The 14,406-nt window shown below is 50.0% G+C and carries 17 protein-coding genes, 1 pseudogene and 1 riboswitch; of the genes and pseudogenes, 13 read left to right on the plus strand and 5 right to left on the minus strand.

Annotated elements, in window-relative coordinates; genetic code table 11:
* Positions 1-53: 53 nt before the first annotated feature.
* From ACI7RC_RS24635 to ACI7RC_RS24655, 5 genes are all read left to right on the plus strand, one after another.
* Positions 54-962 carry an ABC transporter permease gene (locus ACI7RC_RS24635; RefSeq protein WP_408110879.1) on the plus strand — a complete coding sequence of 303 codons (909 nt, stop codon included), beginning with the start codon at positions 54-56 and terminating at the stop codon, positions 960-962.
* A 15-nt stretch (positions 963-977) separates the two neighbouring features.
* Entirely contained in the window at positions 978-2,276 is a 1,299-nt protein-coding gene (locus ACI7RC_RS24640) for an ABC transporter permease (RefSeq protein ID WP_408110830.1), read from the plus strand.
* Between the two features lie 13 nt (positions 2,277-2,289).
* The gene (locus tag ACI7RC_RS24645) at positions 2,290-2,967 is read left to right on the plus strand and encodes an ABC transporter ATP-binding protein (protein WP_408110831.1); all 678 of its coding nucleotides are present in this window, start codon (positions 2,290-2,292) and stop codon (positions 2,965-2,967) included.
* Between the two features lie 16 nt (positions 2,968-2,983).
* Positions 2,984-3,655 carry a response regulator transcription factor gene (locus ACI7RC_RS24650; RefSeq protein WP_408110832.1) on the plus strand — a complete coding sequence of 224 codons (672 nt, stop codon included), beginning with the start codon at positions 2,984-2,986 and terminating at the stop codon, positions 3,653-3,655.
* Positions 3,656-4,031: 376 nt separating this feature from the next.
* Positions 4,032-4,700 carry an RNA-guided endonuclease InsQ/TnpB family protein gene (locus tag ACI7RC_RS24655; protein ID WP_408110833.1) on the plus strand — a complete coding sequence of 223 codons (669 nt, stop codon included), beginning with the start codon at positions 4,032-4,034 and terminating at the stop codon, positions 4,698-4,700.
* Here ACI7RC_RS24655 and ACI7RC_RS24660 read toward each other — a convergent pair.
* Complete coding sequence (locus tag ACI7RC_RS24660; protein WP_408110834.1) at positions 4,681-4,920, minus strand: hypothetical protein; 240 nt, start codon at positions 4,918-4,920, stop codon at positions 4,681-4,683. The genes ACI7RC_RS24655 and ACI7RC_RS24660 overlap by 20 nt on opposite strands.
* Before the next feature lie 168 nt (positions 4,921-5,088).
* On the opposite strand from ACI7RC_RS24660, the pseudogene ACI7RC_RS24665 reads away from it, so the two are divergent.
* Positions 5,089-5,466: pseudogene (locus tag ACI7RC_RS24665) on the plus strand (IS1595 family transposase); the annotation flags it as partial.
* 207 nt (positions 5,467-5,673) lie between these two features.
* Here the strand turns inward: ACI7RC_RS24665 and rlmD are convergent.
* The gene (rlmD, locus tag ACI7RC_RS24670; protein ID WP_408110835.1) at positions 5,674-7,065 is read right to left on the minus strand and encodes a 23S rRNA (uracil(1939)-C(5))-methyltransferase RlmD; all 1,392 of its coding nucleotides are present in this window, start codon (positions 7,063-7,065) and stop codon (positions 5,674-5,676) included.
* Between the two features lie 118 nt (positions 7,066-7,183).
* On the opposite strand from rlmD, the gene ACI7RC_RS24675 reads away from it, so the two are divergent.
* From ACI7RC_RS24675 to ACI7RC_RS24685, 3 genes are all read left to right on the plus strand, one after another.
* On the plus strand, positions 7,184-7,546 hold the full coding sequence (locus ACI7RC_RS24675) for a hypothetical protein (RefSeq protein WP_408110836.1): 363 nt from the start codon (positions 7,184-7,186) through the stop codon (positions 7,544-7,546).
* Between the two features lie 206 nt (positions 7,547-7,752).
* Positions 7,753-7,905 carry a protein YhfH gene (yhfH, locus tag ACI7RC_RS24680; RefSeq protein ID WP_408110837.1) on the plus strand — a complete coding sequence of 51 codons (153 nt, stop codon included), beginning with the start codon at positions 7,753-7,755 and terminating at the stop codon, positions 7,903-7,905.
* A 120-nt stretch (positions 7,906-8,025) separates the two neighbouring features.
* The gene (locus ACI7RC_RS24685) at positions 8,026-8,571 is read left to right on the plus strand and encodes a hypothetical protein (RefSeq protein WP_408110880.1); all 546 of its coding nucleotides are present in this window, start codon (positions 8,026-8,028) and stop codon (positions 8,569-8,571) included.
* Between the two features lie 79 nt (positions 8,572-8,650).
* On the opposite strand, the gene ACI7RC_RS24690 is transcribed toward ACI7RC_RS24685, so the two are convergent.
* The 3 genes from ACI7RC_RS24690 to ACI7RC_RS24700 form a co-directional block, all read right to left on the minus strand.
* Positions 8,651-9,991, minus strand: coding sequence for a sensor histidine kinase (locus ACI7RC_RS24690; RefSeq protein ID WP_408110838.1), 1,341 nt, complete (start codon positions 9,989-9,991; stop codon positions 8,651-8,653).
* A 1-nt stretch (position 9,992) separates the two neighbouring features.
* Entirely contained in the window at positions 9,993-10,715 is a 723-nt protein-coding gene (locus tag ACI7RC_RS24695; RefSeq protein ID WP_408110839.1) for a response regulator transcription factor, read from the minus strand.
* A 172-nt stretch (positions 10,716-10,887) separates the two neighbouring features.
* Positions 10,888-11,373: a C40 family peptidase gene (locus ACI7RC_RS24700; protein WP_408110840.1), complete on the minus strand. Its 486-nt coding sequence runs from the start codon at positions 11,371-11,373 to the stop codon at positions 10,888-10,890.
* A gap of 12 nt (positions 11,374-11,385) precedes the next feature.
* Positions 11,386-11,516: riboswitch (cyclic di-AMP (ydaO/yuaA leader) on the minus strand.
* Positions 11,517-11,800: 284 nt separating this feature from the next.
* Here ACI7RC_RS24700 and ACI7RC_RS24705 point away from each other — a divergent pair.
* From ACI7RC_RS24705 to liaF, 4 genes are all read left to right on the plus strand, one after another.
* Positions 11,801-12,211, plus strand: coding sequence for a hypothetical protein (locus tag ACI7RC_RS24705; protein ID WP_408110841.1), 411 nt, complete (start codon positions 11,801-11,803; stop codon positions 12,209-12,211).
* 63 nt (positions 12,212-12,274) lie between these two features.
* On the plus strand, positions 12,275-12,988 hold the full coding sequence (locus ACI7RC_RS24710) for a PspA/IM30 family protein (RefSeq protein ID WP_408110842.1): 714 nt from the start codon (positions 12,275-12,277) through the stop codon (positions 12,986-12,988).
* Positions 12,989-13,052: 64 nt separating this feature from the next.
* On the plus strand, positions 13,053-13,607 hold the full coding sequence (locus ACI7RC_RS24715; protein ID WP_408110843.1) for a class I SAM-dependent methyltransferase: 555 nt from the start codon (positions 13,053-13,055) through the stop codon (positions 13,605-13,607).
* Between the two features lie 37 nt (positions 13,608-13,644).
* Positions 13,645-14,403, plus strand: a complete 759-nt coding sequence (liaF, locus tag ACI7RC_RS24720; protein ID WP_408110844.1) for a cell wall-active antibiotics response protein LiaF — start codon at positions 13,645-13,647, stop codon at positions 14,401-14,403.
* Positions 14,404-14,406: the final 3 nt, after the last annotated feature.

Here is a 14,406-nt window from a genome sequence, read left to right on the forward strand (position 1 = left end):
AAGATAAGGGGGTATGACTCAAATCCAATTTCGGGGCTTAAAAGCCGGAACGTATCGAGAATTTTGCCAACGGGAAGTGGGAAGTGATTGATGGCCGCTTCTACAATGAAGCAGAGCAGAAAAGCGGTGCCCCCGTAGTGGTGATTGATGAAGAAATGGCGAACCGCTTTCAGCTAAAAGTAGGGGATCGCTTCGGCATCTATTTTTATGATGCGGATGCGACAAAAGAAGTGACCGTGATCGGCATTTATCGAAAAAATGCGGAAAAGGTAAACCTTAATCTTTTGACCAATATGTACACGCCTTACCGTTTTTTGAGAAACGTATTAACAGAAAGCGGAATCAATCAAATCACGATTGGCAGTGCCACTTTCTATCTGAAGGATGTCTCGTTTGTCGATCGCTTTATCGAACAAGGCAAAGAAAAAGCAGGCCCCAAATTTCAATTTACGGCAAATGATGTAATGTTAAAACGCCTTTTGGCTCCGTTCGAGAATATACGTTCGTTTGCTGATCTTGCCATAAAAGCGGTTCTGATTGCCGGGGCGGCTGTGATGATGTTGCTCATGGCCATAATTACGCGTGAACGGAAAAAAGAGATTGGGATCTTGCGTTCTTTGGGATTCAAGAAATCGACCGTGATGCTCCAGTTTGTGACAGAAGCACTGGCAGTTGAGTTGATGGCGCTCGTAATCGGTTTGGCTGTGGGGCAGGTTGCCTCTGATGCCGCAAGCCAGCAGCTATTGAACCAGGGGATGAAAGTGAATGAACAGATGCAGCATTCGATGCAAGGCTTCGACCTCAGCGGGCAAGTCATTGAAGCAGTCTACCCGTCGCTCGGAATCTCCACCTACCTGCTGGTCGTATGGATGGCTTTGCTGATCACAAGCGCGGGAACACTTACGTCCTGTTCTATGATTGTGCGTTATGAACCGATCAAAATTCTTGCGAGCGAAAAGTAAAAGGGTGTGATAAACATGAATTTGGTATCCAGGTCGATGAAAAACCTGCTTAGATTATACGGCCGCAGCGCTTTAATGATTGCGGTGCTATCGATCGTGGTCATTCTCTCGGTGATCGGTTTTACCGTGAAAGAGGGAGCGGAACAGAGCATCAGGAAAATTCGCAATGAAGCAGGGAATCAAGTCCAACTTTATCCCGATTCCAGTTTTGAAAAGAATGAGCTGACGGATGAGATAGCGAAAAGTGTCCTCACGGAGGATGTAGGTGATTACGACTTTTTCATGGGGGATTCTGTCTCGATTGATCTGCCCGGACTGGAGGATTTTGTTTTTGCTACTGTCAACATGCACGGGAAGGAGCTTCCGGTCAACGGCAGTATATTAACCAGCCAAAAACCAGACCGGATCGAGAACTTCGCCAACGGAAATTGGAAGGTGGTTGACGGCCGTTTCTATAACGAGGAAGAGATGAAAAAAGGCTCGCCCGTCGTCGTCATCGACGAGAATATGGCAAAACACGCCAAGCTGAAGGTAGGCGATACTTTTAAGGTCCATTTGATTAGTATAGACGCCGTCAAGGAAGTGAAGGTGGTGGGGATCTTCAGGCAAAATGCCGAAACATCGCAAAACCCTCTCGCCATGCTCTATGCGCCCTACGGCTTTTTGAAGAACGCAAAAGAAGAGAGCGGCCAAAAGGATTTGACGATTGCTTACGCCACCTTTTATCTGAAGGACGCCAACTATATTGATCGCTTCATCAAACAAGGAGAAGAAAAACTGGGTACAGACCATTACTACTTTGTCTCGAATGACATCATGCTCAAACCCCTGTTAGCGCCGCTTGAAAACATGAAATCATTCGCCGAACTGACCATCAAATCGGTTTTGATTGCAGGAGCAGCGATAATGATTTTGATCATGGCGGTAGCGGCCCGTGAGCGGAAGAAAGAGATCGGGGTCTTACGCTCATTAGGATTCAGGAAACCAACGATCGTGTGTCAGCTAATCGCAGAATCGCTGGTGATTACCGTACTCGCGCTGGCGATTGGCTTGGGCGTCGGGCATGCTGCCGCGGGAACGGTGAATGGGCAGCTCATGAAGCATGAGATTGCCGCCAATGACCAGCTGCAGGCGTCGATGCAGGGCTTTGATTGGAGTGCTCAAGGGCTCCAGGCAGTCGATTCGTCACTGGATGCCAGCACTTATCTGCTCATCGTGTTAATGGGCTTGCTCATTACCACTGCCGGAACCGTTACCGCAAGTTATATGATTGTGCGTTACGAGCCGATCAAAATCCTGGCGAGCGACAAATAGGAGGGGACCAGCAATGGATAAAGTTATCACTTTGAATCATGTGAAATACAGGTATGCGCAATCCAAAGGTGCATCCTACGTCATTCAAGAAGCAACCGGCGAATTCGTCCAAGGGAAGACCTATGCGATCGTCGGACAATCGGGGTCCGGGAAGACGACCTTGCTGTCATTGCTTGCCGGATTGGATCACCCGACAGAGGGCGCCATCTATTTTAAAGAGAAGAATCTGCGCGAGATCGATCGCGACGAATACCGCAGCAGCAAGATCAGCATTATTTTCCAGCACTATAATCTGATTGCCCATTACACTGCGATTGAGAACGTACAGTTAGGGCTTACCGTTAATGGATATCCAGGAGATATGAACAAGAAATCTGTCGAGATCTTGGAGCAAGTAGGGATCGATAGGCAGAAGGCACATAAACGCTCCGTTCATCTAAGCGGCGGAGAGCAGCAGCGTGTTGCGATTGCCAGAGCCTTGGTATCCCAGTCTGATCTGGTACTGGCCGATGAACCTACGGGGAATTTGGACGAAGCAAATCAAGAGATGATTATCGACTTGTTGAAAAAAATAGCCCATGAGGAAAAGAAATGCGTGATCATTGTGACTCACTCCAAAGAGGTAGCTGCAAGCTGCGATGAAATATGGACGATTCAGAACGGGCGACTGCTTCCCTTAAAAGTGGAATGAAAGGAGGGGAGATTACATGCGCGTTCTGGTGATCGAAGACGAGAAAGAACTGAATGATCTTTTGGCTCTCGGGCTTAGAAAACAAAAATTCGCCGTCGATGTCTCTTATGATGGGATCGACGGTGAGGAGAAAGCACTGGTCAACGAATACGATCTGATCATCCTGGACATCAATCTTCCCGGCAAAACAGGACTGGAGGTATGCAAAAGCATCAGGGCACATGAGGTTAATTCAGCAGTCATCATGCTAACGGCCAATGATAAAGTGTCGGATCGAATCAATGGCCTGGATATCGGCGCCGATGATTACGTAGTCAAGCCATTTGATTTTCGTGAACTGCTCTCGCGCATGTATGCGGTACTGAGAAGGAGCTTCAATAAAATGAGTCCCGTCATCCGTATCGGCCCATTGGAAATTGATCCAGGCGCTCATCGAGTCACCTACGACGGTCAAGAGATTGAACTAACCTCGAAGGAATTTGATGTTTTGCAGTATATGTCTTATCGCCATCCCGAAATTGTCTCGCTGGAAGATATGCTGGAACATATCTGGGGGGAACAGGTAAATCCTTTCACTAACGCAATTCGCGTGCATTTGAGCAATGTAAGACGCAAGCTAAAGAAAGCGGCGGGGGTCGATATCATTGTGAATATAATAGGAAAGGGATACAAGTTTCAAATGGAGTGAAGCTTGCTGCCATGATGTCGATCCTCTTCCCGGCGGCCCGCCGGCTTCGCCAGTAGCTGTCCTTCCTCCGGATTGTCCTGGGCAGCTGCAAGGCCGAAGGTAGAACCGTAGTTCAACTAGTAAATATAGAAAAAGATGTTCTAAATCTGAGGACCAGGGATTGAATTCTGGTCTTTTTTTAATATGTTTCCGAGATTCATCCCCTTCCTCTGCAGGTAGGGGATGAATCTCGGTTAGGCGAAGCCTACATGCACTTGTCTATTGCCTGAGTCGTCCAGCGTCAAAAAAGCTGTCTCATTTTCTAAGAGAGAGACGACTGACGGAGGTTTTTGTGGTATGATAGGAATGTATGTTCCTATTAAGGTGGTGATCCTTCGTGCAGATCACGTTTCCGTTTCGACTCGATCCGACTCCCGAACAGGAACAGCTCATGATTCGAACGTTGGACTTGTGCCGGAAGTTGTACAATCGGGTCAAGGAACAACGGGATACCGCCTACAACCAAGAGGGCAAAACCGTCACTTATGCCATGCAGCAGAATGAATTGCCCGCCTTCAAGAGGGAATTCCCCGCATACAAGGAAGTTCATTCGCAAGTGCTCCAGGATTGCTTGCGGCGTCTGGATGATGCTTATCAGCGTTTCTTTCGCGGGGAGGCGGGCTTTCCCCGTTACAAGGCGACTGACCGGTACCTCTCCTTTACGCACCCGCAGCCTGGTGCGGTAAGCAAGACATTCGCCCGCGACGGATTCGTCTATCTGCCCAAAATCGGCTTTGTCCGCATGCATGCACACCGTCCTTTCGACCGGACGAATGTGACGCAAATCAATGTGAAACGGTATGCGGACGGGTGGATGGCCAACATCGGCGTGAAANCGCGACGGATTCGTCTATCTGCCCAAAATCGGCTTTGTCCGCATGCATGCACACCGTCCTTTCGACCGGACGAATGTGACGCAAATCAATGTGAAACGATCGTCGAAACAAGAAGCCCCCGATTCTTCAGGCGGTGGGAGCATTCACTAATTATACTGCCTTTTTGTTGATTAACTTGGTAGTACCAAAAGCAATTCCCAAAGCGATTAAGGATATAACAAGGGGCGGAATAGAACTTGTAGTTCCAAACTCAACTTGGGACGATAAAGTTGATGCCTTTTCCCATGGCATGCTGGGTGTGTAAAACATCGTTAATAATATTCCTGATAATATTTGGACTACTAAAAAAGCTATACTAAAACTCCCTGCAAACAATAAGTATTTTTTCAACGTAATACCTCCTTCCTTAAAAATCACTACGATTTAGGTCTTGGAAGGTTTCGGAATGTTCTATTTGGGACTGTAAAATATTCTGTGTAAACTCTCAAACCCTATTACAATAAGAGAAGGATGGTTTGAGAGGATGACACCCATGGCGAGATTTAGTAAGGAACAAGTGAAGTGATTCAAGATGTGATAGGTAAGACGCTGGTTGAGTTTGCGAAACTGCACATCGAGCCAGGTTCATCGATCAGTAGCGACGCATATCGGTCTTATAACGCACTCGCTGAAGAATTTGACCACCAACCAATCAAGTTCAATGTAAAGGATAATCCTGATCACTTGAAGTGGCTGCATACGATGATTTCCAACGCCAAAGCCTTTATTGGCGGCACATTTCATGGATTAGATTCCAAGCATCTGCAATCCTATTTGAATGAATTCTGCTTTCGAACCAATCGTCGGCAGTTTGGAGGTCAGATGTTTAACCGTTTGCTAACTGCTTGTATCTCTACCGATACCATCACCTACGGCGATCTGACCGCAAAGGTTTAGCAGCGGTGCTAACTTGATATTCAAATTTGCAAAAATGTCAGGCGGGTATGATAAGCCTTACCTTCGGCTCAGAAGCAATAACGATTTCGTTAGGACTAGGTGAGGGTACAACAAAGGACGACTATCAATAGCCGCCCCTAATTGAACTTATGGTCAAAAAAAGAAGCGGGACAATTCCCGCTCCGTTGCTGTATACGCCAATACACCTCAACTATTAGTCTTTCTGACTAACAGTGAGCAACACTCCACATGCGCCGTATGCGGAAACATATCAACCGGCTGCACATACTTCAACTCATACCTCCCCAGCAGCCGGCTCAAATCCTTCGCCAGCGTCGAAGGATTGCAAGAGACGTAAACAATTCGCCCCGGTCGAACATCCAACAGACTGTTGATCAGAGCGGCATCCAAACCGGTCCGCGGCGGATCAACCACCACGACATCCGGCTTCACTCCTTGTTTGGCCCACTTGGGCATGAGGACTTCTGCTCGTCCCACGTAAAAATGAGCGTTGCCGATGCCGTTGTTCTTGGCGTTTCGGCGGGCGTCTTCCACCGCTTCGGGGATGATCTCGATCCCCCTGACTTCCCGGGCATAGGGGGCCAGCCACAGGGAAATCGTCCCTGTCCCGCAGTACAGGTCCAAGACGTTCTCCTCGCCGCCAAGTCCGGCAGCTTCCTTCACTTCATTGTACAGCTTGGCTGTCTGCTCCGGATTCAACTGAAAAAAAGCCCGCGCCGACAGGTCGAACGACAAATCGCCCAGCTTTTCGGCAATCGACGGTTTCCCCCACAGGACTTTGGTGGTCTCTCCGAAGACGAGCGAGGTTTTTTTCGGATTGACGTTCTGCACGATGCTGACCAGCGACGGCAAGTGGTAGCGCAGCTCCAGGATCAGCTCCTTCAGGTGGGGAATCTCATCGGTCGCCGTGACCAGCGTGAGCTGTGTCTCACCAGTGGAGAAGGCGACGCGGGAGACGATCGTGCGAATGACGCCTGTCCGCTTCCGCTCGTCGTAGCTGGGGATGCCGAGTGCGGTTATGACCTGCTTGGCTTTCTCGGTAATCTCGTTGGTGGCGGGGTGCTGGATCAGACAGCCCTCCAGGTCGACAAGCTCGTGACTGCCACTTTTGTACAATCCGGCCACCAGCCTCCCGGCTTGCTGCCCGACTTGTAATTGCGCTTTATTCCGGTACTTCCAGGGATCCGTCATGCCGATTGTCGGCCGCACCGGAGGATCGTTCAGCTTTGCGTACTTTTGCAGCGCTTCGACAACCAGGGCTTGCTTGCTCGCCAGCTGCGCCTGATAGTCGAGATGCTGCAGGCTGCAGCCCCCGCAGGCTTCATACAGCGGGCAGGGGGGCTGAACGCGGTCCGTGGAGCGCTCTTTCAGTTTGACCAGTCGTGCCGTGGCGTAGCGTTCCTGCACGCTGGTGATTTCCGCATATACCACTTCCCCGGGGAGAGCTGCGGGGACGAATACAATTTTTTTCTTGTAATAGCCGATGCCTTCTCCATTAATGCCGAGGCTTTTTATGGTTAAGGTCACCTGCTGTCCCGGACGCAGCGGGGCATCGGTCTCTTGTAGGCGTTTGTTCATCAGGCTGTTCGCTCCTTCATCCATTTGCTTCATTATTATACAGAAACTTGGGCTGATTCTCCTAGTACAACGGAATAGACTTTCCGAGGCATTTTCAATATAATGGGTTGCAGAGCAAATGAAAGGGATGGGTTGGATGGTAGACGCTTTATTTGACCAAATGAAAGAATTCCTGAACATGGATACCGAGATTTCTTTCGAGGAATTTGACCGCTATTATAAAGAGGTCGTCAGCTTTTTGAATGATGGATGGCAGCAGCTCGATGAGGAACAAGGCTTGAAGATGCTGTTTATCCTCGATAACCTGAAGGCGAACAGCGAAGATCGGGCGAAGCGCCGCACCAAGGACGCGAAGAAGTACAAAAAAATGGAGGAGCGCACCGGGATCTGGACGGGAGCAATGATCAACCGGCTGCGTGAACTGGGTTTGAGCCAAGAGGAGATCAGCAAGCGTTACGAAGAGTTATACGAGGCAGTGTAGGGCGGAGTACTTTACAGTATTCCGCTTTTTTGTATTAATACAGAAAGAAAAAACTTAACTTAGTTACAATACAGAGTGCAGCAAAGAATAACGAAGATTCTGCACGTTTTGCGGCGATAAACGGCTGTAATGTAATATAACAAGGTTTTGAATAATCCCTGTTGTTATAATACAATGACATCAAGATCAACTGAGGGGGCCTTAACATGATGGCTGTTCGTACTTTCTTCGCTACGTTGCCGAAAAAATGCTGTGTCGTCTGCGGAAATCCGATGGTGGACCAAGCGGAATCCTACATGCCGGAATGCTTTCACTGCCAGGAAGAGCGTTTGGAAAAAGAAAATGTACGCGGACGCTAAGCGAAATGCCGCAAAACACCACTTTACCCGGACCCGGGAAGTGGATTTTTTTTGCTTGCCGGCGCCTGTGAAAGCGGGCATGATAAAAAGACCACACTTCGTCAGGAGAGGAAAATGCAGATGTTTCACCCCCTTGTGTTTGACAATATCAAAGTTGTTTTGGAGGGAGCGGTATACGACCGCGATTTTGACGGTGACATCCTCGTCACATCCCGTGCCGATCTGATTGATACAGCGGTGTACCAGCGGCTGTTTCAAATCGATTTTCGCCTGCCTGAGGGAGCACCAGCCGGCAAACGAGAGGTGACAGCGCAATTCCAACTGCGAACATCACTGGCCGATATCGCCGGGGAGCTGCTGGAACAGCCGCTGACAGAACATATCGGCTGCACGGTTTGTATCCATTTTTATACATATGTTCAAGATGTAGAGGGAGAGACGAGTGAGATCGTCGGCATTTTAAACGAGATTTGGGGAGACCGCCCGCACATCACCCAACGGATCTCGGCGAGGCTGGATGAGCATAGGCCGTTGCGTTGGCCTCCCGACATCTATGAGAACAAAATCACGCTCGACTTTCACCGCAAGATCGATGAGGGCAACATCGGCGATTTGCGCGATCTGATTGACCACACCGTGGTGTCGCTGGTTCGCCTCAGCGAATGAGCCTGCTGCTCCAGACAAAGAAAACGGCATCTCCGTCAGGTCGGCTGCGGAGATGCCGCGTGCGTGCAAGGCCACATTCTTACTGGTGGAAGGGAAGCGTAAAGGAGAAGCAGCTGCCTTCCCCCAACTGGCTGATGACAGACAGCTCGCCGCCGTGCCGCTGCACAATGCTTTGGCAAATGGCCAGCCCCAGCCCCGTTCCGCCGGTATTTCGATTGCGCGACTTGTCTGCGCGGTAAAACTTGGCAAATACCTTGTTGATGTCCTCCTCGGCAATTCCTTCCCCCTTATCGATGACAGAGAACAGCACGTAACGTTCCCGCTGATCACAGGTCAAAAGGATGGCCCCCTCCGGCTTGTTGTAGTAAATGGCGTTATTTAGCAAATTTTCCAAAACCCTGCGGAGCTTGGTCTCATCTGCTTCAATGCGCAGTTCTTTGGACACCCGGATCTTGCATCCAAAACGCAAACCGGCTTCCTGCGCCTTCGCCTCGTATTCCTCGGCGATGTTTTGGACAAAAGGCCACAGGTGAATCCGGCTTAGCACAAGCGGGAGCTGCCTGCTTTGGTAGCTGAAATCCTGCAGTTCATCCAGCAGTTTTTCCAGATCGTTTACTTTTCCCCCGATCTTTTTCATCTGGTTTTGAATCCGTTCCATATCCGTGACCCTTCCAGAACCGATGAAGGAGGCGTACCCTTTGATCGTCGTCAGCGGCGTGCGAAAGTCGTGGGCGATGGCAGCGATCAGTTCCTGCTGCCGCTCTTCGGCGTTGCGCAATTCTTCCACCATATCGGTAAAGTATTGAAACAATTGGCCGAATTCGTCATTCGCCTTGTAGGAGAAGGAGACGTACCGTTTGCCGTCCTTGATCTCCTGTGTGACCAGCGAAAGCTCGCCGACCGGGCGCAGGATCCAGCGAACCAGTATGAACATGAAGACCAGTCCGAGGAGCAGGATGCTGCCGTAGATGTACCAGACCGACATCGAAACCCCTTTGGAGGCGAGGATGTCTGATTCATCGGTATAGAATGTGATCACGGTGCGCTCCTGGCTGCCCGGGTCATGCTGAAAGTAGTATTCTGCCACTTCTTTTTTGTTGGGCCCCTTCAGACTGTAGGCTTGGGAGACCTTTGTATAGAGGGTCGTCCCATTGGCGTCTTCCACCGTAACCTTGTACATCAGATCTTCTGGCAGCTCAGAGCTGAGTTCATGCATTTCAAGCGGGTCTTTGAAAGAGTTCGTCCGCATCAGCTGATTGATTTGCACGCGCTGGGCCGCCACTTTTTCGCTTAAAAACTGCTCGTAGCGGTCATTTTTGATCTGCTCGACGATGATGTTTTTAAAGATGAGTTGATACGTTAACAGATGAAACAAAATAATCGCAAAAAAAGACAAGAACAGCTTCGTGCCGATTCTCATCTCAAATACGCTCCCCTATGAAAACGTAGCCGGTTCCCCATTGGGTCTTGATAAATGTCCGATCCTTTTCCAGCTTTTCGCGCAGGTTTTTGATGTGTACCGTGACCGTGTTGAGCGAGCCGTATCCGTATCCCCAGACGCGGTCGTAGATTTCCTCGCGGGTAAAGACGATGCCCGGATTCTCGGCTAAAAAGGCCAATAGCTGAAATTCTTTTGTCGAAAGGTCTACCTTTTCGTCATTGACGTAGACGGTATACGTTTCTTTGTTGATTTCGAGCCCCTTAAAGGAAAGCTGGCTCATCGCCGCTGCAGCTTCCTGCTTGGTGTTTTCGCGCTGCCCGATATGGCGAATCCGTTCAAACCGTCGCAGGTGGGCGCGAACTCTTGCTAGCAGCTCCTCGGTATCGAAGGGCTTGGTAATATAATCGTCGGCTCCGATTTCAAAGCCCACCACCTTGTCGACAGCCTTTCCTTTTGCGCTTAAAAAGAGGATGGGCATTTCCCACTCGCGGCGAATTTGGGCGCAAAGCTCGTATCCGCTGATGCCCGGCATCATGATATCGAGCAGGATGAGATCCGGATGCAGTCCGTTTTCCAACAAGGAAAGCGCTTGGGCGCCGCTGTTTGCAATCGATACCTTCATACCTTCGCTCTCGAATATATCTTGGAGAAGATCGGTGATCTCCTGATTGTCGTCAACCACAAGAATGTGTTCTTCTTTCAATCTATATCCCCTCCAACTGCAAAGTCACATTCTCATTCCCATCATATCACGAAACGAAAGAATACACAGTGGTAATAACAGTCTGTAGGGGAATTCCTATGAGGTTATCTTGGGATCTGGTACTAAATTTCGTCAGAAAAAGCCAGAGGCGCTTACCCTCTGACTTCTAAAGTTAGTTTTCCGTTTTCTCTTTGCTATCTTCTTGTGCTTTTTCCAGTGCCGGAATAGCTACTCGTTTTGCTCCGACGTAACGCTTGCTCCAGTAGTAGGGATCGTTCAGCGAAGTCTTGGTAACCCCTTTACCGGTTTCGGAGTGGGCGAACATGTTGTCGCCGATGTAGATTCCCACATGGGAGATGCTGTGGCCATTGGTGTTGAAGAACACCAGATCTCCTGGCTGCAATTCGTCTTTGGAGACAGCGGTCCCTAACTCGTACTGTGATGCGGAAGAGTGGGGAATCTCGACGTCTAACGCTTGAAAGACGTATTGTGTAAAACCGGAGCAGTCAAACCCTTTGGTGGTGGTTCCTGCCGTTTTATACGGAACGCCGTAAAGGTTTTCGATGGTGCCCATAAGCGGGTTTTCCGCTGCAAACACCGAACCGGCTCCGCTGGCAAGCACTCCAGCCAAAATCAATGAACAAACAAACTTACGCATACGCAATGAAGCTGCTCCTTCCTTAAGCCTGCGAGGTTAGCTGAAGGGTTCGGGCGAAAGGATTCCCTAAACTGTCGAAACAGCTACTCACCCCAAAACATTGGTTCCCCCGCTTCCATGATGGAATTCGGCTTTTTTCGATTTTTTTTTACACAATGAACAAAATAATTCGAGGTTGTCCAAGGATTTCCTCTATTTTGCGTAATCGTTCAAAATTTCGTCACAATTTCCTGTCATATTACCGAAACGCACAGCAGGTTTCTTCGTCGCTTGACGCTTTCGGCGGGCTTGTCCGATTTTGGCAGGACGTGCTTCTCCGCCTTCGGACGGACGCAAAAACCAATCGCCCGTCCGTTATACTCGCAAAACAGGTCGTCTACAATAAAGTTGTGAGCAAGAGTTAAAGAAGAAAACGGAGGGATGTTCGATGAGTGAGCGGTCGGGGAAGCTGCTTCTCGGAACCGCGCTGCTGTTCCTCGGAGTAGTCATCTTGCTTGGCCACTTGGGGTTTGTCAAAGGACTGCTGGGCTTTCTCATCTCGGGAGCTGTCATCTTCTGGGGCGGGAGCAAGCTGCTCGCAGCCAAATCGACAGGCGGCCGCATCTGGGGGGCATTCCTGGTCTTCTTCGGCATCTTGATGCTGACCGGCAAGGTTCATCTGCTGTTCAGCACATTGATCGCCGTCGGGATACTCTATCTCGGGTATCGCCTGATCAGGAGCCATCCGGAACCGTCTGCAGAAGAGGTTTCGTACTATGAACGCAAGTGGGCGAGGAGCGTACTTAAGGAGGACACCCTGGATTCGTGGGAAGACGATCTGCGGTCTCGCCGTCCTTGAAAAATGTAGAAGGAAAATATCTTGACCCGCTATACCGTAATGATAAAATGAGGAGGAATTTACATGGGTATCATAAAGAGATTGCGTGATTTAACAGTAGCTTCGGTCAATGATGTGATCGATTCGATGGAAGATCCGGCAGTGATGCTGACCCAGTATATGCGTGACATGGAGTCGGAGATTGGACGAGCTGAAGTAGCCGTGGCCCGGCAAGTCGCGCTGGAAAAGAAGTTTCGCCAGCAGTGGGAAGAAGCCTTGAGGATGGTGGAGAAGCGGGAGCGGCAGATCAACCTGGCGCTTGGCGAAGGGGAAGATGAACTGGCCCGCCGCGCCCTGATTGACAAAAAATACTTTGAAACCCGGGCTTCCGAAAACGAAGCGCTGTACCACTCGGCCCGAGAAGCAGCAGGGCAAATGCGAGAAAAACTGGCGCAGTTAAAAGACGAGTTCTACAAGATGAGAGCGAAAAAATACACGTTGATGTCCAGGGCGCAAGTAGCCCGTACCCAAAAGCACCTGAATCACGTAATAAATGGTATAGGCTGTGAAAGCGCGACCCGCGGCTTTAGCCGTATGGAAGAAAAAGTCATGCGGATGGAAGCGGAAGCAGAGCTCACCGGACATTGGAACGAAGGCCGCCGCAGTCTGCATTCTTCACTCGACGCGTTAGAAGCAGACGATATCGATCAGGAGCTGGCGTTGCGCAAAGAGCGGCTGTTCGACAAAAAAACAGACGAAACCAGACAGGAAGAGCAAGGCGATCACCTGTCCCGATAGCAAGATTTGATAGTCTCGGCAGCCCGTAAAAAGCGGGCTGCTTTTCCCCTAGGAGGTTTGCCCTGTGTCAGATTTTCTCGTCTTCTTGCGACGTTTTTTCTCTAATCCTACCCGTGTGGGAAGCGTTGCTCCCAGTTCGAAATTTTTATGCCGGCTAATGATGAAAAACGTTCCGTGGGTCTCTGCCAAAACCATTGTCGAATTGGGGCCGGGAACGGGTGTTTTTACGGAAGCGATCCTGCGGCTGAAGCGTCCGGAGACGAATTTTTTTGTCGTGGAACAGGACCCGCGGTTTCAGCAGATGCTGAAAGAACGTTTTCCGGGAATACTCATTCAATCGGAAGCGGTTCATTTGGCCAGCTATGTAAAAGAGATGAACCTGCAGCCTGCGGACGCGATTATTTCCGGGCTGCCGTTTGCCGTATTTCCAGTCGAAGTGCGGACGAAAATTCTCGACAATGTGGTGGAAACGCTGGATCCGGAAGGTGTATTCGTCACATTTCAGTACTCGCTGCAGATGAAAGCAGAATTGGAAGAACGATTTAAGAAGGTGAGCATCAGCTTTACGCCTTTCAATGTTCCGCCTGCTTTTGTGTACACCTGCCGGTTGCAGGAATAATGGATTGCTTCTGGCTGCGTTTGGAGGGAAAGACCCTGTGAAACTATCGCGATTAAATCAATTGATTGCTGGCATCATCCTCGTATTTATTGGTTTTGGTCTTTTTCTTGACGCGCTTAATCTGATTGATTTTAACTTATTTAGCCTGTTCCCGCTGTTGATCGTCTATCTCGGCATGCGCTGGTGGACGAGAGGACGCCGGTGGCTGGGCGGAATCGTCGGCGGGATCGGCTTGCTCATCTTGTTGGATCAGTGGTTTCACATTGACATCGGCGATGTGATCGGGATTGCGATCGCGATCGCGTTTATTAACTTTGGATGGCGTTTGATTCGCTCTCGCCGGCAGGTGCCTGCGGAGAAGGAACCCGCTTCCGGGCAGCGGATGAGAATCGATCCCGGCTTCGCAAAAGAGGGCGAGTCTTCACATAGAGAGACCCGCAGTTCGCTGATCGGCGACTATCACTTGACATCAGGCCGCTTTGAACTGCGGCAGCTTCATATTTGGCACGGTGTCGGGGATGTGGTCATTGACCTGTCACGGGCGATTATCCTCGAAGAAGAGGCCTTTTTGTTTGTAAACGGCTGGGTGGGTGACGTGACGATCTACGTACCGGCCGATCTTCCCGCAGCCGTATCTGCGGAGGTGACCGTAGGGGATTTGGAAGTATTCGGGCATCGTCAGGGCGGATTGAACCGTCGAGTGGTCATGACCGCCGAGCACTACGACGATGCTGCGCGCAAAGTGAAAATAATCGTCTCGCTGATCGTTGGCGACGTCGATGTGAGATACATCTAAGGG

Origin of the sequence: Brevibacillus sp. B_LB10_24 (genome assembly GCF_046036945.1) — a bacterium.
Taxonomy (GTDB): Bacteria; Bacillota; Bacilli; order Brevibacillales; family Brevibacillaceae; genus Brevibacillus_C.

Coding starts and splice junctions, on each gene's coding strand:
- ACI7RC_RS24640 (WP_408110830.1), top strand. CDS start 978: ATGAATTTGGTATCCAGGTCGATGAAAAACCTGCTTAGATTATACGGC.
- ACI7RC_RS24645 (WP_408110831.1), top strand. CDS start 2,290: ATGGATAAAGTTATCACTTTGAATCATGTGAAATACAGGTATGCGCAA.
- ACI7RC_RS24650 (WP_408110832.1), top strand. CDS start 2,984: ATGCGCGTTCTGGTGATCGAAGACGAGAAAGAACTGAATGATCTTTTG.
- rlmD (WP_408110835.1), bottom strand. CDS start 7,065: ATGAACAAACGCCTACAAGAGACCGATGCCCCGCTGCGTCCGGGACAG.
- ACI7RC_RS24675 (WP_408110836.1), top strand. CDS start 7,184: ATGAAAGGGATGGGTTGGATGGTAGACGCTTTATTTGACCAAATGAAA.
- yhfH (WP_408110837.1), top strand. CDS start 7,753: ATGATGGCTGTTCGTACTTTCTTCGCTACGTTGCCGAAAAAATGCTGT.
- ACI7RC_RS24685 (WP_408110880.1), top strand. CDS start 8,026: ATGTTTCACCCCCTTGTGTTTGACAATATCAAAGTTGTTTTGGAGGGA.
- ACI7RC_RS24690 (WP_408110838.1), bottom strand. CDS start 9,991: ATGAGAATCGGCACGAAGCTGTTCTTGTCTTTTTTTGCGATTATTTTG.
- ACI7RC_RS24700 (WP_408110840.1), bottom strand. CDS start 11,373: ATGCGTAAGTTTGTTTGTTCATTGATTTTGGCTGGAGTGCTTGCCAGC.
- ACI7RC_RS24705 (WP_408110841.1), top strand. CDS start 11,801: ATGAGTGAGCGGTCGGGGAAGCTGCTTCTCGGAACCGCGCTGCTGTTC.
- ACI7RC_RS24710 (WP_408110842.1), top strand. CDS start 12,275: ATGGGTATCATAAAGAGATTGCGTGATTTAACAGTAGCTTCGGTCAAT.